Annotated in this window: 20 protein-coding genes and 1 tRNA gene; 11 read left to right on the forward strand and 10 right to left on the reverse strand. The window is 60.8% G+C overall.

Features of this window, described 5'->3' with window-relative positions:
• Window positions 1–231: 231 nt before the first annotated feature.
• A complete protein-coding gene (locus RCCGE510_RS08550) occupies window positions 232–1020 on the forward strand; it encodes a sulfite exporter TauE/SafE family protein (protein WP_007629073.1) in 789 nt (262 codons plus the stop codon).
• Window positions 1021–1032: 12 nt separating this feature from the next.
• Here RCCGE510_RS08550 and RCCGE510_RS08555 read toward each other — a convergent pair whose 3' ends face one another.
• From RCCGE510_RS08555 to RCCGE510_RS08565, 3 genes are all read right to left on the reverse strand, one after another.
• A complete protein-coding gene (locus RCCGE510_RS08555; RefSeq protein WP_007629075.1) occupies window positions 1033–2058 on the reverse strand; it encodes a DNA polymerase III subunit delta' in 1026 nt (341 codons plus the stop codon).
• An 8-nt stretch (window positions 2059–2066) separates the two neighbouring features.
• On the reverse strand, window positions 2067–2747 hold the full coding sequence (gene tmk / locus RCCGE510_RS08560) for a dTMP kinase (RefSeq protein ID WP_037078183.1): 681 nt from the start codon (window positions 2745–2747) through the stop codon (window positions 2067–2069).
• Between the two features lie 149 nt (window positions 2748–2896).
• Window positions 2897–4054, reverse strand: coding sequence for a D-alanyl-D-alanine carboxypeptidase family protein (locus tag RCCGE510_RS08565; protein WP_007629079.1), 1158 nt, complete (start codon window positions 4052–4054; stop codon window positions 2897–2899).
• On the opposite strand from RCCGE510_RS08565, the gene RCCGE510_RS35140 reads away from it, so the two are divergent.
• On the forward strand, window positions 4041–4424 hold the full coding sequence (locus RCCGE510_RS35140) for a hypothetical protein (protein WP_192815293.1): 384 nt from the start codon (window positions 4041–4043) through the stop codon (window positions 4422–4424). The genes RCCGE510_RS08565 and RCCGE510_RS35140 overlap by 14 nt on opposite strands.
• Window positions 4425–4455: 31 nt before the next feature.
• Here the strand turns inward: RCCGE510_RS35140 and RCCGE510_RS08575 are convergent, their stop codons facing one another.
• Window positions 4456–5550 (reverse strand): septal ring lytic transglycosylase RlpA family protein, encoded by a 1095-nt coding sequence (locus RCCGE510_RS08575; RefSeq protein WP_007629081.1) that lies wholly within the window; start codon window positions 5548–5550, stop codon window positions 4456–4458.
• A 451-nt stretch (window positions 5551–6001) separates the two neighbouring features.
• On the opposite strand from RCCGE510_RS08575, the gene RCCGE510_RS08580 reads away from it, so the two are divergent.
• Window positions 6002–6205 carry a hypothetical protein gene (locus RCCGE510_RS08580; protein WP_007629082.1) on the forward strand — a complete coding sequence of 68 codons (204 nt, stop codon included), beginning with the start codon at window positions 6002–6004 and terminating at the stop codon, window positions 6203–6205.
• A gap of 31 nt (window positions 6206–6236) precedes the next feature.
• On the opposite strand, the gene RCCGE510_RS08585 is transcribed toward RCCGE510_RS08580, so the two are convergent.
• A complete protein-coding gene (locus RCCGE510_RS08585; RefSeq protein WP_007629083.1) occupies window positions 6237–6563 on the reverse strand; it encodes a GYD domain-containing protein in 327 nt (108 codons plus the stop codon).
• 259 nt (window positions 6564–6822) lie between these two features.
• Here RCCGE510_RS08585 and RCCGE510_RS08590 point away from each other — a divergent pair.
• Window positions 6823–6912: transfer RNA gene (locus RCCGE510_RS08590), tRNA-Ser, on the forward strand.
• Between the two features lie 768 nt (window positions 6913–7680).
• Window positions 7681–8070, forward strand: coding sequence for a hypothetical protein (locus tag RCCGE510_RS08595; protein WP_007629084.1), 390 nt, complete (start codon window positions 7681–7683; stop codon window positions 8068–8070).
• A 72-nt stretch (window positions 8071–8142) separates the two neighbouring features.
• Here RCCGE510_RS08595 and RCCGE510_RS08600 read toward each other — a convergent pair whose 3' ends face one another.
• Window positions 8143–9573 carry an MFS transporter gene (locus tag RCCGE510_RS08600; protein ID WP_037078249.1) on the reverse strand — a complete coding sequence of 477 codons (1431 nt, stop codon included), beginning with the start codon at window positions 9571–9573 and terminating at the stop codon, window positions 8143–8145.
• Between the two features lie 134 nt (window positions 9574–9707).
• On the opposite strand from RCCGE510_RS08600, the gene RCCGE510_RS08605 reads away from it, so the two are divergent.
• Both RCCGE510_RS08605 and RCCGE510_RS08610 read left to right on the forward strand, forming a co-directional pair.
• Window positions 9708–10601, forward strand: coding sequence for a LysR family transcriptional regulator (locus tag RCCGE510_RS08605; protein ID WP_007629087.1), 894 nt, complete (start codon window positions 9708–9710; stop codon window positions 10599–10601).
• A gap of 118 nt (window positions 10602–10719) precedes the next feature.
• Window positions 10720–10944, forward strand: a complete 225-nt coding sequence (locus RCCGE510_RS08610; RefSeq protein WP_007629090.1) for an alkylphosphonate utilization protein — start codon at window positions 10720–10722, stop codon at window positions 10942–10944.
• On the opposite strand, the gene RCCGE510_RS08615 is transcribed toward RCCGE510_RS08610, so the two are convergent.
• The 3 genes from RCCGE510_RS08615 to RCCGE510_RS08625 form a co-directional block, all read right to left on the reverse strand.
• Entirely contained in the window at window positions 10931–11773 is an 843-nt protein-coding gene (locus RCCGE510_RS08615) for a transglutaminase family protein (protein WP_007629091.1), read from the reverse strand. The genes RCCGE510_RS08610 and RCCGE510_RS08615 overlap by 14 nt on opposite strands.
• A gap of 131 nt (window positions 11774–11904) precedes the next feature.
• On the reverse strand, window positions 11905–12777 hold the full coding sequence (locus tag RCCGE510_RS08620; RefSeq protein ID WP_007629092.1) for a transglutaminase family protein: 873 nt from the start codon (window positions 12775–12777) through the stop codon (window positions 11905–11907).
• 465 nt (window positions 12778–13242) lie between these two features.
• Window positions 13243–13398 carry a hypothetical protein gene (locus RCCGE510_RS08625; protein WP_007629108.1) on the reverse strand — a complete coding sequence of 52 codons (156 nt, stop codon included), beginning with the start codon at window positions 13396–13398 and terminating at the stop codon, window positions 13243–13245.
• Between the two features lie 88 nt (window positions 13399–13486).
• Here RCCGE510_RS08625 and RCCGE510_RS35145 point away from each other — a divergent pair, with 88 nt between their 5' ends.
• Both RCCGE510_RS35145 and RCCGE510_RS08630 read left to right on the forward strand, forming a co-directional pair.
• Window positions 13487–13624 (forward strand): hypothetical protein, encoded by a 138-nt coding sequence (locus RCCGE510_RS35145; RefSeq protein ID WP_007629109.1) that lies wholly within the window; start codon window positions 13487–13489, stop codon window positions 13622–13624.
• Window positions 13625–14186: 562 nt separating this feature from the next.
• Window positions 14187–14441, forward strand: a complete 255-nt coding sequence (locus RCCGE510_RS08630; RefSeq protein ID WP_007629111.1) for a GlsB/YeaQ/YmgE family stress response membrane protein — start codon at window positions 14187–14189, stop codon at window positions 14439–14441.
• Between the two features lie 114 nt (window positions 14442–14555).
• Here RCCGE510_RS08630 and RCCGE510_RS08635 read toward each other — a convergent pair whose 3' ends face one another.
• Window positions 14556–14837: a hypothetical protein gene (locus RCCGE510_RS08635; RefSeq protein ID WP_007629112.1), complete on the reverse strand. Its 282-nt coding sequence runs from the start codon at window positions 14835–14837 to the stop codon at window positions 14556–14558.
• Window positions 14838–15056: 219 nt separating this feature from the next.
• Between RCCGE510_RS08635 and RCCGE510_RS08640 the strand changes: the two genes are divergently transcribed.
• Window positions 15057–16949 carry a peptidylprolyl isomerase gene (locus RCCGE510_RS08640; RefSeq protein WP_007629113.1) on the forward strand — a complete coding sequence of 631 codons (1893 nt, stop codon included), beginning with the start codon at window positions 15057–15059 and terminating at the stop codon, window positions 16947–16949.
• An 8-nt stretch (window positions 16950–16957) separates the two neighbouring features.
• Entirely contained in the window at window positions 16958–17974 is a 1017-nt protein-coding gene (gene trpD, locus RCCGE510_RS08645) for an anthranilate phosphoribosyltransferase (RefSeq protein ID WP_007629114.1), read from the forward strand.
• Window positions 17975–17983 lie beyond the last annotated feature (9 nt).

Below are 17983 nucleotides of genomic sequence, written 5' to 3' on the forward strand. Positions count from 1 at the left end.
GGCCAATGTCCGGCTAAGTCTATAAAAATGGTCAGCCGCTCTTAGCGCATGTCACCGTCAAGCGAAACATCAAGTTTTACCGCCGCCAATGATTTCCGGGACGTCGGCGTGGCGAACTTGACTCAGCTTCTGCAGCAATCTACCCGTCATGGAAAAGAGGGCGGGACAGAACGAAGTGCCAGTTTTCATCTATCCGGTTTGTCGTGGCCGCGCGCCGTCGGAGGCGCTTGATTGACGTTTGAGCCTCTCTATTCGCTTTCGGGCCTGTTTGTCGGCGCGCTCGTCGGCATCACCGGCGTTGGTGGCGGTTCGCTGATGACACCGTTGCTGGTGCTGCTCTTCGGCGTCCATCCCGCAACCGCCGTCGGCACCGATCTTCTCTATGCGGCGATCACCAAGACCGCCGGTACCGCCGTTCACGGCATGCACGGGCGCGTCAACTGGAAGATCGTCGGCAGCCTCGCAGCCGGCAGCCTGCCGGCCGCCTTGCTGATGCTCTGGTTGCTGGCCGGCGTCGATCGCAAAAGCATCGGCGTGACCAACACGATCACCTCGGCGCTTGGCTGGCTGCTTGTCATGACCGCGATCATGCTGATCTTCCGGGCCCAGATACTTGAATTGGCGCGGCGCGCCCTCGGCGATCGCACACCGCCAAAGCCGGCGACCATCCTCGCTCTCACCGTCGGTCTCGGATTTCTTCTCGGCGTTCTCGTCACCCTGACCTCCGTCGGTGCCGGCGCGCTGGGTGTGACGATCCTGCTGGTCCTTTATCCCAGGCTCGACGTGCGCGAGATCGTCGGTTCGGACATCGTCCATGCGGTTCCGCTGACCCTGATCGGCGGCACGGGCTATTGGTTGATCGGCGAAATCGACTGGCCGATGCTGTTTGCCCTGCTCATCGGCTCTATCCCCGGCATCATCATCGGCAGCCTTCTGGCGCCGAAGCTGCACGAACGCACCATCCGTATCGTCCTTGCCGTGACGCTCGCCGTCGTCGCAGCCAAGCTCTTGGCCGGCTGATCGCGGTGCGCCTTAGAGGCCCGGCTGCTTGATATCGGCGAGAATGCTGATGATCGTCTGTTTGCGATCGAGGTTATAGGCGTCCGAAATGGTGAGCCGCTCGGTGATCTCGGAATAGAGCCGCGCCAGCCGCTCCGCGACAGCGATCTCGCCTTCGCCTGCCGCTGCGCGAGCCCGGTTCATGATGTCGTCGCCGACATGGCTGACGAAGAAATCGAAGATCGTGTCGCTTTCCCTGCCCGAAAGCGCGTCGGCCAGCCGATGCATCGCCTTGCGCGCCGTCGGCCCTTCCGCCGCCAGCATCTCGTCATAGGCGGCGATGATCTCGCCGCCGCCGTAGTTCAAAAGTTTCAGCGCCTCGCCGACGCTGCCCTTGGCGGCCGAAAGCACCGCCCCGCCCTCGCCTGATATGCCGAGATGAGCAAGCGCCGCCACCAGCGCATCGTCGGCCAGCGGCGCCAGTTTCAGCGGCAGGCAGCGCGAGCGGATCGTCGGCAGCAATCGTCCCGGCGCATGCGAGAGCACCAGGAACAGCGCCCGCTTCGGCGGCTCTTCCAGGATCTTCAGGATGGCGTTGGCCGCATTGCGGTTCATGTCGTCGGCCGGATCGATGATGACGATCCGCCAGTTGCCGGTGCCTGAGGTCTGCGAGAAGAACTTGCCGGCGCGGCGCACCTCGTCGACGGTGATCGACGACTTCACCTTGCCGGTCTTTTCGTCGACCGGCCGGGCAAGATGCAGGAGATTATGCGAGGCGCCGGAGGCGATCTGCCGGCTGACGGGAGAGGCCGGATCCGGATCGCCGATCGTCTCCGGCGCTCTCTCGGGATCGGGATGCGAGAGCACGTGATTGGCAAAGCGGAAGGCGAGCGTCGCCTTACCGATGCCCTCAGGCCCCTCGATCAGGATGGCGTGGTGGCCCTTGCCGGACCGGTAGGATTGCGCAAGGAAGGCTTCCGCTTCCTCATGGCCGAATAGCCTGGTATTTTCCCCCGGCCAGATGGCGCCGTCGATCAGTCCCGGCCTTTCCTCATTCATAACGGGCGTCACTCATGATGTGCGGCTTCCGGCGTGCGGGCACGGGCTGCGGGCGACATGAGCTGTTGGACGATCGCCAGGATCTCGCCGGCAATCGCCTCTTCCACCTGCATGGCGTTGACCACGTGACAGCGCTCCGGCTCGTGAGCTGCGATATCGAGAAAGGCTTCGCGGCGTTTCTCGTGCGTTTCGAGCCGCTCTTTCTCGAAGCGATCGGGAGCGTCGGCGGCCGCGCGCTTCTGCGCCCGCTCCAGTCCGATCTTGGCGGGGATGTCGAGGATCACAGTGCAATCCGGTATCACGCCGTTGATGGCGATACGCTGCAGCGTTTCGATGAAATCGGGCTCGAGATTGCCGGTGATGCCTTGGTAGACGCGGGAGGAATCAATGAAGCGGTCGCAGAGTACGATCTTGCCGGCGGCCAGCGCTGGTCGGATTACCTCTTCGACATGGTCGTTTCGCGCCGCGGCAAAAAGGATCGCCTCCATCCGCGTGCCGAACGCTTCGGCAGCCCCTGACAGCAGCACATGGCGCACGGCCTCGGCACCCGGCGATCCGCCGGGTTCGCGCGTCATCAGCACGTCGCGACCTTCGCCCTTCAGTGCCTCGGCGAGGCGGCGGATCTGCGTGGATTTCCCAGCGCCTTCCCCGCCTTCAAACGTAACGAACAATCCCGTACCGGCTGACAATGACAACTTCCCGCATTCCAGGCGCCGCACGCGCGCGCCATCTCTTCTATCTATCCGAAGATATCAGCGAGGAAAACCTTTCGCCGCGGCGACATATTCACCTTTCCCGGCAAATTGTATCAGAAGGTCGGGCGTTCAAGCCCAGGCGTTCAGCCGGGCGCGGACTTGTCCCAGAGCCAGGAGAAGAACAGCGATTCGCCGAGTTCCAGCATGGCGTCGACCGCCCGGCTGCTAAGCGAACCCTCACCGATCGCTTGCACAGTGTAGAGTGGGACTTCCCTGAGCAGCCGGCTGCCCGCGAAAATCCTGAGTGTGCCTGCCTGGGTTTCCGGCGTCACCGGCGCCGTCAGCGGCCAGCGATAGACGATGCGTGCAGAAAGCCTGTCGGGATTGCTGATCGGAATGTAGACGCTGACCGGCGCCCTGGCGATGAGATCGACGGTGCGCGCCGTGCCGCCATAGACACTGGCGGCTCCAATCACTTCCTTGTCGGCGAAGATTTGCCGGTTCTCAAAGGCGGTCAGCCCCCATTCGAGCACCCGCTTAGCCTCCTCCGTGCGCTCCTTGTCGGAAGCGATGCCGGCAAGCGCCAGAAACAGCCGCCTGCCGTCGCGCTCGACCGAGGCGACGATCGAATAACCCTCCCCCTCGGTAAAGCCGGTTGCCAGCCCGTCGGCGCCGAGATCGAGCCCGAGCAGCGGATTGCGGTTGCGTTGGAAAATCTTGTTCCACTCGAAATCCGGCTGCGCGAAATAGGGATAGAGGTTCGGATAGGACTGCTGCAGAGCGGTGGCCAGCGTCACCATCTCGCGCGCCGTCACCTTGCTCTTCCCATCGGGAAGGCCGGTGGAATTGCCGAACTCGGCCTTCGCCATGCCGAGCTCACGGGCGCGCCGCGTCATCGACACGGCAAATTGCTGCTCGCTTCCGGCCATGCCTTCAGCGAGGATGATACAGCTGTCATTGGCGCCCTGAATGGCGATGCCCTTGATCAGGTCCTCGACGCGCACGCGCGATTTGAGGCTGGCAAACATCGTTGCCGTCCTCGACGGAGCCCCGCCGGTCCGCCAGGCATACTCGGAAACCGGATATTCGGTATCGAAGGTGATCTGGCCCTTCGTCACCGCCTCGAAGACGAGATCCATCGTCATCAGCTTGGCGAGCGAAGCCGGCGAAAAGTCCTGGTCCTCGTTCTTGGCGAGAAGCACGGTGCCGGTGGCGGCCTCGATCATATAGGCCTGCGTCGCCTTGGTGGCGAAACCGGCGGCACCGCTATCGGCCGCAAGCGCGTCCGTGGCAAATGGCATCAGGCATGCCAGAGCAATTCCAGCAAAAGTGCGCAGCGGTTTTGCGTCCGGAATTGCGGCGAAAAAAAGAGATGAAGCAATTCCAGCAAAAGTGCGCAGCGGTTTTGTGTCCGGAATTGCGGCGAAAAAACGAGATGGAGCAATTCCAGCAAAAGTGCGCAGCGGTTTTGTGTCCGGAATTGCGGCGAAAAAACGAGATGGAGCAATTCCAGCAAAAGTGCGCAGCGGTTTTGCGTCCGGAATTGCGTGGAAACAAAAGGTTAGAGCGGGTCTGCGCTTCGATGAGAAGCTGAACCGCTCCATAAGGCAAAGCACAGGCTTCAGCATCAAGAGTTTCCATCGATCGAGCGGCGTGTCGTCAGGAAGTTAGAGCGAGAGGATATCCGATGCAATTGGCGCGCTCAGCGCGCGGCGAATTTGGCCTGCTGGCGCTTGGCCGAAGCAAGGATCGACTCCTGCGTCAGCCCGTCATTGCGGACCATCACCGCGTCGAAGGCGAGATCGACGGTCACCGTCTTCACATCCTCGTTCTGGTAACCGAGCGCGAGAGAGCCCAGCGGCCGTTCGTAGGGCATGGGACCGATCTCCGGCAGCACGACCATCTGGTCGAAGGCCTGCGGGGCATTGTTGACGGACGGCGCAGGCGGCGCCACCAGGACATGGGCACCCGGAGCGAGAGCGGGTGCCGCATTATAGCGCGCGCTCGGCGTCGAGCCGGCATAGGAGGTCGCCGACATCGGCACCGGCACGTTGGCCGGCGTCTCGTAATCTTCCGAACTCTGCAGCTGGTCGCGGGTGATCTTGCGGCTGTTGGAGGCGACCATCACGCCGGTTGCGATCTGGCCTTCCGGATTGACGCCGGGAATACGGCTGCCTTTCGGCGCGTAGGAGGCCATCAGATAGGGCATGTCGTGGCCGTCCATGCGGGCACGACCGACATATTGCACGCGCACCTTGCCTGTGCCGCTGTGCTGCAGATCCAGCATGTCGGCCGTCTTGTTCGAGAGGTCGATGATGCGGCCTTCGTGATAGGGGCCGCGATCGTTGACGCGCACGATGACGGAGGAACCACTTTCGAGATTGGTCACGCGCGCATAGCTCGGCAAGGGGAAGGTCGGATGCGCCGCGGAAAGATGCATCTGATCGTAGACTTCGCCGTTCGCCGTCAGGCGCCCATGAAAGGCCGAGCCATACCAGGAAGCAATGCCAACCTTACTATAGGCAAAGTCTTCCTTCGGATAATACCACTTGCCCTTCACCTCGTAAGGGTTGCCGACGATGTAGCGGCCGCCGCCCTTGGGGATATTGTTGCCGGTGGCGACCCGTGGGCTCGCCTTCACGCCATATTCGGATTCGGAGAAGTATTCTTTGCCGTGGGCTTTTTTCTTCGGCACCGCCTGCGTTGTGCCGCACGCCGCAACCGTCGCACACATCGCCGATATCGCCAGCCACCGTGCTGTCGTTGCGAAAGACGCCGCCCCGTATCCCAATTTCATATGTCCCACGCCGCTCAACGATCGTTATGGTTAAGGAACTTTGCCCCATACTGGGCCAACACGCCTTATCCCCACCCGCCTAACGAGGGTTTAATCTTGCTAAGTTCGTGGCAAATTTGCGAACGATTTCGCATCGATAGCGACAATTCTAATGATTATGGTTTATAAATCGCTAACGCGACGCTTGCCGCCCTGCCCTGCCGCCGCCGCAAATAGGCCCGAAATTTCCGTGCCGATGCGGGGCATATGGTAAGCATCCGCCGTCTCCGAAGATCCCGAAAAGCGCCAGATTGAGACACCGCAGGCGGGTCCGTCATAAGCGGCAACACAGCGGTTCGGCCCCACCTGCCCATCCCTGCGCAACGCGGATAGCTGATTTGACACTTGGTGGGCGCATGGGAACGAAATGTCCGCTGCGGGCTTTGAAGATAGAGGCCTTCGGAGGATTACCATGAACGCTGAAACCATGACGCAGCTCGAAACAGTCAGCCAGCAATTGCATGCGCGATCTCGCGCGCTTTCTCAGCCCGACATGGACAACGACATCGCAATGCTGATGGCGGCACTCGCGGTGACGATGGAGGCGGTGCGATCTCTCTGCGAGGATATGGATCAACTCAACGGTCCGAAAGGCCTCGGATCCGACGGAGGCTAAAACAGGATGATTTAAAGCCAGGTCCGCGCCTCTACGCTGCCGGTGGGCGATACCGAACTGACTTCGCCTTCCCCAAGGCTTCGATCGTATCCTCGACGCTGAGCAGGACAGTGGTTTCCATGGAACTGACTGCTCCTCCCGCCCCGATCGCAAGCGCGACAGCCGCCATCGAGATGTTATCGGGCGCCTCCCACAGATTCCAGCCATCATGCTCGCCAAAGGCGTACCAGAATCCATGAAGCTTGCCGCCAACCGATTCAATGTAACGACGGGCCGCCTCTCGGCGGTCCTCGGGGTTTTCGATCATGCGCGCCCATGTTTCGGGCGTGTAGCTGAAGCGCGTGAGATACATGGCCATGGTTATTTCCTCCGCCAGAACAACACAGTAAACGCTCAAGCGGGCGAGAACGCCAGTCATTTCCAATGTGCGGAACGGGCAAAGACTTATGCGCCGGAATTGCAATCGGTGCAGATGCCGACAAATGCTGCCGGGTAAGTTGACGCTGCTACCAAAGCTGCTAAAAAGCCAGCCATCGAGTGATTGGGTCGCAAACCGGAAACAATAGCCGGTTCGCAGAAATCAACGGAATGTCGATTTCTCACCCTTTCAATCAGATGGAAGAGTGTCCGAGTGGTTTAAGGAACCGGTCTTGAAAACCGGCGTGCGGGAGACCGTACCGTGGGTTCGAATCCCACCTCTTCCGCCATACTGCCACGGCAGGGTTTTGCTCCCTCGCATGATCTCAGAATGACGGTCGATCCGACCTGAAATCATAGATGGCCGGAAAAGCTTGCAAGTTGATGGCCGGGCAATAGCTTTGCAACGCCGGCGGGTGTGTCCGACATGTTTGTAGGGTCGCGGTGCAATCCGATTAACGCGATTGAGGGCCTGGATTTAGGGTGACCGGCAGCTGAAGACGCCGCCCCACTCACGAAAACAGCGAGTAGACCCAGAGGCCAACAGAACCCCAGAAGATAACCGGCATCAGTATCATTCCCAAAACGAAAATCTTTGTCACCGCAGAACTCCGCAACACTACCAATGCTGCGAAATCTATTACGGTGACCGTGAGTTGCCATGGGCACGAAGTCCGGGACCGATCGGACCTTGGTCTAAGTTTCGATCGCTTATTGCTTAGTCAAATCGGATCGACGGAGGGAATTGCAGCAGTTCAGAGTGCGAAAGCATTCAGCCGCGCGATGAAGCGCCCTTTCCCACCGTGGCGTTCAAAGATTAAATGCAGTCTGTCGGATTTTGGCCAGGAAACCTGGCTTCAGGATATTGCGAATGAAGGCCTCGCAGGCAACAATAATAGCCCGGTTCTCAAGAACGTTGGCGGCAGCCGGTTTCTCCCTTGGGGATATCCTGTTCCATTGTTTCTTGCGCGCTATATCCTCGACCCATATTCTTGGTGCCGAATTGTATCCCACCAACCAGGCGGGATAGAATAGCAAACCACCGAAGGGCGAGTACGATGAAGTTGGGTTGGCAACCACGGAAATGGCTCGAGAAAAAGACCAAGCGAGGTATCCGCGGCTACCCCGTCGGTACGATCGCTTACTATGGTCCCGACGCCAGCCGCGCCACGAAGGCGGCCGTCAGCATCATCCCGGCGCCGAATGCGGAGTTGACCGATATGCGCCGATGGTTTGCCGAAACCGGCGATCTGAGAAGAGACGAAGCCGTTATCGCCGAGATCGCGGCATTCCTGCGCGAGAACGACGTGAAATCGGTGGCGGCGATGGATGGAATCCTCGGTTGCCCTCACGAAGAGGGAATCGACTATCCGCTCGGCGAGGCTTGTCCGGATTGCTCCTATTGGAATGGGCGAAACCGCTTTACAGGTAAGCTTGAGGCAGATTGAATTCCCGACGGCTTGTGCTCGATAGATCCGGTCCGAGCGCACAGCAGGCTCGCATGTTCATACCAAGCGCCGTCATTCTCCTTCGGAATTGGTTCGGCGCCGGCAGGTCCCGGCTGCGATGGTGAGCGCGATGGCGATCAATGCCGCTGCGACGCCGAAGGTGATCTGCATGCCTGAATGCACGGCCTCGGGATGCGCCGCGGCGATCTCGGATGTCACCGACGCTTGCGCGAAAATCGCCCCCATGACGGATGCGCCGGTAATCAGTCCGAGATTGCGCGACAGGTTGAGCATGCCCGAGAGGACGCCCCGCTGGTCGGCGGGGACATCCGCCATAACAGCCGTGTTGTTGGCTGCCTGGAACAGCTGATAGCCAGGTGTCAGCACGGCGATGGCGGCGATGTAGCCGGCGATTCCGGGTAGCACGGCGAGAGCGATGGATCCGATGGCCATGGCAACGAGCCCTGTGGCAATGACCAAGGGCGCGTCCAGACGATCGACCAGGCGACCGGCCGGGACACCGCTAAGGATGGAGATGACGGGACCAATCGACATGACGGCTCCAACCAGCGCTTCGTTGAGCCCGAGCGCACGGGAGAGATAGAAGGGCGCGACCACCAGCGTCGCCATCATGACAGTCGAAACGAGCGCGTTCATCGCCAGGCTGCCGGTGAGCACACGATTGCGGAACACCGCCAGCTGGATCAGCGGGGATGCCGTTCTGACCTCGGCAAAGACGAAGAGAGCGGCGCCGAGACCGGCGGCGAACAGCAAGGCCATGTTCGACAGACCAAAGCTGCCATGTCCAATCGTCATTGCCAGCGCATAGGCTGAAAGCGTCAGGGCAAGCAGTAACGTGCCCACTGTATCGAAGCCGGCCCGATCCTTCTGCTTCTGGCCGCCGATATCGTCTGGGAGATAACGATAGGCGAGAACGAAGGTCGCAATGCCGAGCGGCACGTTGACGAGGAAGATTGCCGGCCAGCCGAAAGAGGCGATCGCAAGCCCGCCGAGCGACGGCCCAAGAGCCGTGCCGAACGCCGACATCGTTCCGAGCAGCCCCATGGCGCTCCCGGTCCTCGCCTTCGGCACCGTTTCACCGACAAAGGCCATGGTCAGCGCCATCATGATCGCCGCGCCCAGACCCTGCAGCGCGCGCGCTGCAATCATTAGCCACAGCGTCGGCGCCAGGCCGCAGAGGACCGAGGCCAGTGTGAAGAGCAGGATGCCGATGAGCAGCAGCCGTCGCCGGCCGGTGACATCACCAAGCCGCCCAACGCTGACGATCAGCGTAGTGATGGCGAGGAGATAAGCGAGCACGATCCACTGGACGTCCTGAAAGGACGCGTTGAACGCCCGCGCCAGGCTTGGCAGGCCGACATTGGCGATGCTGGTGCCGAGCGATGGCAGCAACATGGAGAGGGAAAGACTGGTGAGTGCCCAGCGGACGGAATATGTGCGTTCGACGCCGGCCTCGCCTGGCTCTGCAATGATCGATTTCACCGGGAACTCCTCGTTTACCCGCTCCTGAAACGGAGCGAAACCAACATAACTCTCCGCAAGGCATGGCGGAACGCGCAGCATTTGCATTCTATTCTTGCGTTTGGCGCCGCATCAAACAGTGTTATATCGGATGCATGTCGACGCCCGATCTCAACCTGCTTGTCACTCTGGATGTGTTGCTTGCCGAAGCCAGCGTTGCGCGCGCGGCCCAAAGACTGCGACTCAGCCCGTCGGCGATGAGCCGGCAGCTTTCGCGATTGCGCGAGACGACGGGCGATCCGCTGCTGGTGCGCGCCGGCCGCGGCCTCGTTCCCACGCCCCGGGCGCTCGAACTCAGCCAGCGGGTTGGCCGGATCGTTGAGGATGTGCACGCGGTCCTGCGCCCTGCCGAGGCGCTCGACCTTCAGCGCCTGGTCCGAACCTTCACCTTGCGCGGCAGCGAGGGCTTCGCCGAGAGCTTCGGACCCGATCTTATCGCCCGTCTCAGTGATGAGGCGCCCGGCGTGCGGCTGCGTTTCGTTCAGAAGCCGGACAAGGACAGCGCCCCATTGCGCGACGGAAGCGTCGACCTGGAAACCGGTGTTGTCGGCGAGACGATGGGACCGGAGGTGCGGGCGCAGGCCCTGTTCCGCGATCGCTTCATTGGTGTCGTTCGAACGGGGCATCCGCTCTGCCGGGACGATGTCACACCCTCCCGATATGCGGCTGGCCGGCACATCCATGTCTCGCGGCGCGGGCTCGACAAGGGGGTGATCGATGAAGCCCTTGAGGCGCTCGGGCTGGAACGGCAGATTGCCACCATCGTCGGCGGCTTTTCCACCGCGCTGGCTCTCGCCCGCGCCTCGGATCTGATCGCCAGCGTGCCGGAACGGCACACCGGAGCTTTGCGCCAGGGGATGCACAGTTTTGCCCTACCGTTTCCGACCCCTGAGATCACCGTTTCACTGCTGTGGCATCCCCGGATGGATGCCGATCCGGACCATCGCTGGCTGCGCGGCTGCGTCCGCGATGTCTGCGCGGCGACGTGATCGACGGGCCATGTTGGACCGAGAGGCGAACGACCGATCCGTTCGCAATGATTGACTATCGCGTGCCGACGTGATTTTCCGCCCGAGATCATCAGGCGAACCATCAGGCGAGAACATCATGGCCGACGACATCATCGTAAAGGACAGCAATGGAAGCCAGCTTCACGACGGCGATTCCGTAACGTTGATCAAGGACCTCAAGGTCAAGGGAACTTCGGAGACGCTGAAGCGCGGAACGCTGGTCAAGGGCATTCGCCTGACCGACAATCCCGGCGAGATCGAGTGCAACACCAAGCAGGTCAAAGGCTTGGTGTTGAAAACGGAATTCCTCAAGAAGACGTAGGATCGGCCTTATCAGCCCCCTCCTGCGGCACTTCCTTGGTGATCACCTCGAAGCGGGAGAGCGTTGCCGGGCCGAAGGCCGTCGACATTGCGACGTCGGTGGCGTCGCGGCCGGTCCCCATCAGTATTCGACCGATGCGCGGCGTATTGTGGCGGGCATCGACCGTATGCCAGTGGCCGCCGAGAAACACCTCGAACCAGGCGCTGAAATCCATCGGATTGGGATCGATCGGGACGCCGATATCGCCGAGATAACCGGTGCAGTATCGGGCTGGGATATTCATGCATCGGCAAAGCGCGATGGCGAGGTGGGCAAAGTCGCGGCAGACGCCTGCCTTGTCGGTGAAGCCGCCATGCGCGGTTCGCAGCAGATCGGCCTTCTGGTAGTCAAAGGTGATGTGGTCATGAACGAAATCGCAGATCGCCTGGACGCGCGCCCAGCCGAGCGGCGTCGACGAGAATGTTGCCCAGGCAAAATCGCCAAGCCTGTCGGTGTCGCAATAGCGGCTGCCGAGGAGGAAGACGAGCACATCGTCCGGCAGATCGTTGATCGCATGCTGGATGGCATCGTCGGGAACGACGTCGGGCTGGCCACTGTCGTAGATCTCGAATTCCGTGGAAATCGTCGTCACTCCCGCCGGGGCGACGATCCGGCTGCAGGCGTTACCAAAACCGTCGGTATATTCCCAGGCCTCGATCGGCCGGTCGAATGTCAGGACCTGCTCAGTGAGAAGATCGGTACGGCGGGAAGGATGAATGCTGAGAGCAAGCAGCATCGGCGTCGGTTGTATGCATTCATAGCCCAGATGAAACCCGGCGCGTATCTTCATTGTGGCTTCCTCGCGTCCCACAGAGGTGGCGTGACTATGCAACGTCGATCGCGCTGCCCGGTTCCCGCAGCCGCGATTGTCGCCGCGCCCAAACCTCGGGATGTCCTACATTACTTCGGAGGTAATCGAGATTACCTCGTGGTGACGTTGACTTGCACCGTCATGCTGTCGAAATCCGTCCCATCCCCGTCATAACTGCCGCTCAACGGGACTGCCTGGCGCGGATCGCGGGCAACGGCGACACGAATGAGATCGCGGTTGCCAACGATCCCATTGGTCGGATCGAACTCCGCCCAGCCGGCGCCCGGAAGATAAATCTGGCACCACGCATGGGTGGAACCGCCGCCGAGCACGGTGGAGCCGTCGCGATCGGGTACATAGACATAACCGGTGACAAACCGCGCCGCGAGGCCGAGGACGCGTGCCGCCTCCATCATCAGCAGCGCGAAATCCCGGCAGGTGCCGGAGCGAAGCTGCAAAGTCTGCTGCGGCGTCTGCGTTCCGTGCTCCATCCGGCGCGCATAGACGAAGCTTTCCCGAATGGCGTAACAGAGCGTCATCAGCAGATGCCCGGTCTCTGTCGGACGTCCCTGCCGCACGAACTGACGCGCCCAGCGTCCGACATCGTCATTGGGGTCGCGATAATGGCGCTGCATCGCCGGCGTCAGATCGGCAATTTCGTCCTTGTCGTAGGAAAATGGATAGGTCAGGGCCTGGTCGTCCACCTTGAGATCCAGGGCGACCTGGGGCGTATGATCGAGCGTGATCCAGGTTTCGAAACGAAGCTCGGACGCCGGCTTCGAAAAATCGATGAGCGCCACGCAATTGCCGAAAACATCGTGGATCCAGCGCACATGACTTTCCTCAGGATATATCGTCAACGACGCTTCGATCAACCGCTGGTCGAAACTGTCGCGCGGCCGGAACATCAGCCGATGCTCGCCGAAATCGACCTCTCTGACGTACCGATAGGACGTGATGTGGCGGACGGAAAAAATCGTCATCGGCCGCCGCCCGGTAATCTTTTCACTTCCTTGCTCCAGACGGCGGCGCCGCTTTTCCTCTACGGAGGCGCCCTCGCCGCTTCCCCGCTCATCCCGATTTCTTGTCATATAAGCACATTCGAAAGATTGCTATTCTACATCAACCGATCGACGGCAGAGCCGTCCAACCTAAGAGGATAAAATGCATATCATCTGGGACGTTCTGACGCTTCTGCTGACAATCGGCTCGCTCTATGGCGGTCGCGAATATCGGATCATTCGCGCCCGTGCCCGCGCCCAGAACTGGGGCAACTTCTGATTGGCGGATACGTCGAATGACGTAAAGCCACGCGCTTAAGGAAATGCTTCATTAGCCGAGACGGCGTCTATCCGTCCATTCTCCCTGTTATTGCAAGCCCGCCTCACCCCAGGCGGGCTTTTTTCGCCGTTGATCTTTCCTCGCCTGCCGCAGTATCGGCGCCGGCCTCACTTCTTGGCGCCGGCCGAAAGCACCCGATGTGTCGCATTGTCCATTGCGTGGCTCGCCTCCTGTCCATCCTTCTTCAGCCCGTATGCGGTATTGCAGCAGCCGGAAAGCGTGAACAGACAGACGCAGGCGATGGCGATTGCAGCTTTTGACATCGAGTTTTCCCAGGATGGAGTGGCTATCAGGGAAAGATGATGCATTCCGCGCCAAAATCAATCCGCCAGCCTTCAGCGTGGATCGCATATGGAACTCTATGGCGCGATCGGCGTTTACAGAAGCCATCCAACCGGGGTCAACGACATGGATTATCAGATTGCCTTCGCCGCGACCGTCGCGACCGCGTCCTTCCTCGTCTTCATGCTCGTCGTTCACCGGACATAAACTATGTCGCCCGGAAGGGTGCAGCGGTTCCGGCAGGTCACATCAATAAAACCAAAGCGCTTAAGCGCGTTGCATCAATCAATTTGATGCGACGCGCTTTCGACGTTCCAGCGTCATTTCCGCGCCAACGAAACCGCCGAGATTACGGCTCGGCACAAATGAAGGGCCTCACCTGCCGGTACACCTTTAAATATTAAATAAGAATGGCTTCAATTTATACAAGAATTTCTACCGTACGTGAATGTATTAAATTCTAATTAAATGTCGTACTTAACTAACTATTAACAATATCCTTGCACGCCATCCACTTCCTCTTATGCTTTATGCAAAGGGGAGAGGAACGATGTTTAGCAAAAGCCTGATCATGCCGTTCGGATTTGCAATGCTCGCCATTGCCGGCCTCTTGTTTCAGATTGCTACTCACACGCTGCACTCCCCCGTTACCATGCTGCAGCCGTGAGTCACATAAGTTGCTGAACCTGCAAGCAATCTGGTAACTGGGAGTGGAATTTCCCGTCGTTTCGTGCTTTCTGTGACTCGTTTTGCCAGGAGGGAGATAATCATGGAAAACGCAGGCGTGGGTTGGATTGCAGCCATCATCATCGGTGGCATCGCCGGATGGCTGGCGGAAAAGGTCATGAGCAGCAATATGGGCTTGCTCATGAACATATTGCTCGGCATCGTCGGCGCTATCGTCGCCAACTGGATTCTGGGTCTGTTGCACATCCAGCCGCTTGCGGGTTGGCTGGGTTATTTGATCACCGGCTTTATCGGTGCCTGCATCCTGATTTTCATCGGGCGCGTCGTCCGCCGCTGACGGTCGCGCTAACTGGACCGGTCCCTAGCTGGTCTTCGAAACACCAAAAGCCGGGCTATTATTGCGCCCGGCTTTTCATTGTTCCCTCGGCGTTTCATTGGTCCGAAGTCGTGATCAGCGACGGCTCAGCAGGCCGAAGACATAGGCAATGCCTGCCGTCACCGCGAGCGCCACCAGCGGTTCTTCACGAACCTTGTCGCGCAGTTGTTCCGTCATCAGCGACGCCTCGTCGGTAACCGCCGACTTTGCCCCCTGCCCGAGCGCGACCACGCTTTCCGTCAGCCGGGAGAGATCGTTGCGAAGGGCTGCGACCTGGGCCGACAGATCGTCTGCTGCGATATCGGCCTTGACCCGCGCAGCGGTGGATTCGGCGGAAGCGGTTTTCAATTCAGCCATGGTCTGCTCCTGTTTCATGGGATGCCGCTTCAACGAAATGACGGCCCGAAAGGTTCCGCCGCAACCGATCTTTTGTTCGCCGCAGAGCCGCCACGCCGACGTCATCGCCCGGCGCAGCTTTTCGCACGACAAACCCTTCATTTCCTGTCGGGTTTGTTCTAAGGAACGTCGAATGTCCGCCCGCGCGCGGGTCAATGATACTGCGAGGTTTGCGTTTCTATGTTCCATATCCTGAGAAGAGCCGCTCAGACCTGGGTCGCCAAGCTGCTGATGCTTCTGCTGGTCGCGTCCTTCGGCATCTGGGGCGTCTCCCGGTCGCTGATCACAGGCAGCAACAGCACCACGGTCGTGACCGTCGGTGATCAGCATGTGGACGTCAACGAATTCCACCTCGCCTATCAGCGCCAGGTAGCAAGCCTCGGCCAGCAGTTCGGTACGCGCCTCACCCCGGAACAGGCGCGCGCCTTCGGCGTCGAGCAACAGGTGCTTGCCCAGCTTGTCGCCGGCGCCTCGCTCGACCAGCTCGCCGAAGACATGAACCTCGGCCTGTCCGAAGATCGCCTCGCCCAGCTGATCGCCGACGATCCGGCTTTCAAGGCTGTCAACGGCAAGTTCGACCGTGAACTCTTCATCTCGCGCCTGCGCAATGCCAATATCCGCCAGGACGATTACATCAAAGAGCGCAGCAAGGTTGCCGTCCGCAGCCAAGTCGTCGATGCCATCTCGAACGGCTTCACCGCTCCGAAGATACTGGTCGACGCCCTGAAGCTCTATGGCGGTGAAAGCCGCAGTGTCGACTATCTGCTGCTCACCAACGCCAATATCGAGCCGATCAAGGCGCCTGCCGACGATGTGCTGGCGGCGTGGTTCGAGGGGGTGAAGCAGCGCTACCAGGCGCCCGAGTATCGCAAGCTCGTCTATCTCAAGCTGCAGCCCGCCGATATCGCTGACGCCGCGACCGTCACCGACGACCAGATCCACGAAGCCTTCGACAAGAGCAAGGATACCTACCGCACGCCGGAAAGCCGCACCATCGAACAGTTGACCTTCACCAGCAAGGATCTTGCCGCCGCCGCCGAAATGGCGCTGAAGGGCGGCACCAGCTTCGATCAACTGGTCTCCGACCAGGGCAAGACGGCAAGCGACGTGCTGCTCGGCGAGTTCACCAAGGACAAGGTTCCCGACCAGGCTGTTGCCGATGCGGCCTTCGCAGTTTCACACGATGGCGGCACGACACCTGTCGTCGAGGGCTCCTTCGGCTCCGTCATCCTGCGCATCACCAACATTAAGCCGGAAACGACCAAGAATTTCGACGAGGTGAAGGAGGACATCCGCAAGCAGCTGGCGCTTTCCAATGCCTCCCAGGAAGTAATCAACGTTCATGACCGCATCGAGGATCTGCGCGCCGGTGGCGCCACGCTCGAGGATATCGCCGGCCAGTTGAAGCTGACGGCCGTGGCCGTCGACGCCGTCGATATGACCGGCGCCGACAAGGACGGCAAAGAGGTCAAGGATATTCCCGTCAAGCAGCAGTTGCTCGGCGAAGCCTTCAAGACCGAGGTCGCCGTCGATGCGCCGCCGCTCCCGATCGGCAATGACGGCTATGTCTGGTTCAACGTCCGCGAAATCACCCCGACCCGCGAACGCCCGGTCGCCGAGGTGCGCGAAAAGGCGGTCGAGGACTGGACGGCGGAACAGCAGAAAGCCGAACTCGCCAAGAAGGCCGACGAATTGAAGGCCGCGGCAGCCAAGGGCACCGCGCTTGCCGATATCGCAACGCCGCTCGGCATCGCCGTCGAAAGCAAGAGCGGCGTCACCCGCTCCACCGATGATCCGGTGCTTGGCCGCGCCGGCGTCACCGCCGCCTTCTCCGGTCCCATCGATACGGTCGCAAGCGCTGTCGGCGCCGATCCCTCGACGCAGATCCTGATGAAGGTCACCGAGGTCAACAGCGAGCCGACCAGCGACGCGCTGAACAACCGCGATGCCCAGATCACCGCCATGGCCAATGCCGCCGGCGACGATATTCTCGATCAGATGGTCAACCTGCTGCAGACGCAGTACGGCGCGCAGATCAACCAGACGCTCGCCGAACAGGCGACGCTTCGTTAGGAGGTTTTATGACCGATCTGAAGCCGTTCCTGGCCAAGGCCGCAAGCCGCGAGCCGCTGACGCGTGACGAGGCCCGTGCCGCCTTCGACATACTGATGTCGGGCCAGGCGACACCTTCGCAGATCGGCGGCTTCCTGATGGCATTGCGCGTGCGCGGCGAAACCGTCGACGAGATCGTCGGCGCCGTCACCGCGATGCGCTCGAAGATGCTGACCGTCGAAGCGCCGGCCGATGCGATCGATATCGTCGGCACTGGCGGCGATGCCAGCGGCACCTACAATATCTCGACGCTGGCGGCGCTGATCGTGGCCGGCGCCGGTGTTCCCGTCGCAAAACACGGCAACCGGGCGCTGAGCTCGAAATCGGGCGCGGCGGACAATCTGGCCGCACTCGGCGTCAAGCTCGACGTCGGTCCCGAGATCATTTCCCGCTGCATTGCCGAGGCCGGCGTCGGCTTCATGTTCGCGCAGCTTCATCATTCCGCCATGCGCCATGTCGGCCCCTCCCGGGTCGAACTCGGCACCCGCACCATCTTCAACCTGTTGGGCCCGCTCTCCAGTCCGGCCGGTGTGCGCCGCCAGCTGCTCGGCGTCTTCTCGCCGCAATGGCTGGTGCCGCTTGCCGAAGTCATGCGTGACCTCGGCTCCGAATGCGTCTGGGTCGTTCATGGCGACGGCCTCGACGAAATCACGACGACCGGCATCACCAAGGTTGCCGCACTTGAAGACGGTAAGATCCGCACCTTCGAGTTGTCGCCCGCCGATTTCGGCGTCAGCCCCAGCGTGCTTGCCGACATCAAGGGCGGCGATGGTGTCGCCAACGCTGCAGCGCTTCGCGAGGTCCTCAGCGGCGCCAAGAACGCCTATCGCGATATTTCGCTCGCCAATGCCGCCGCCTCGCTGGTGATCGCCGGCAAGGTCGAAACGATTCGCGACGGCATGTCACTCGCCGCGCAGTCGCTCGATACCGGCGCTACCGCGCTCGCGCTCGACAAACTCATCGCCGTTTCCAACGATATCGACTAGGATTGCCCC

The sequence above is a fragment of the Rhizobium sp. CCGE 510 genome, assembly GCF_000292525.1.
GTDB lineage: Bacteria > Pseudomonadota > Alphaproteobacteria > Rhizobiales > Rhizobiaceae > Rhizobium.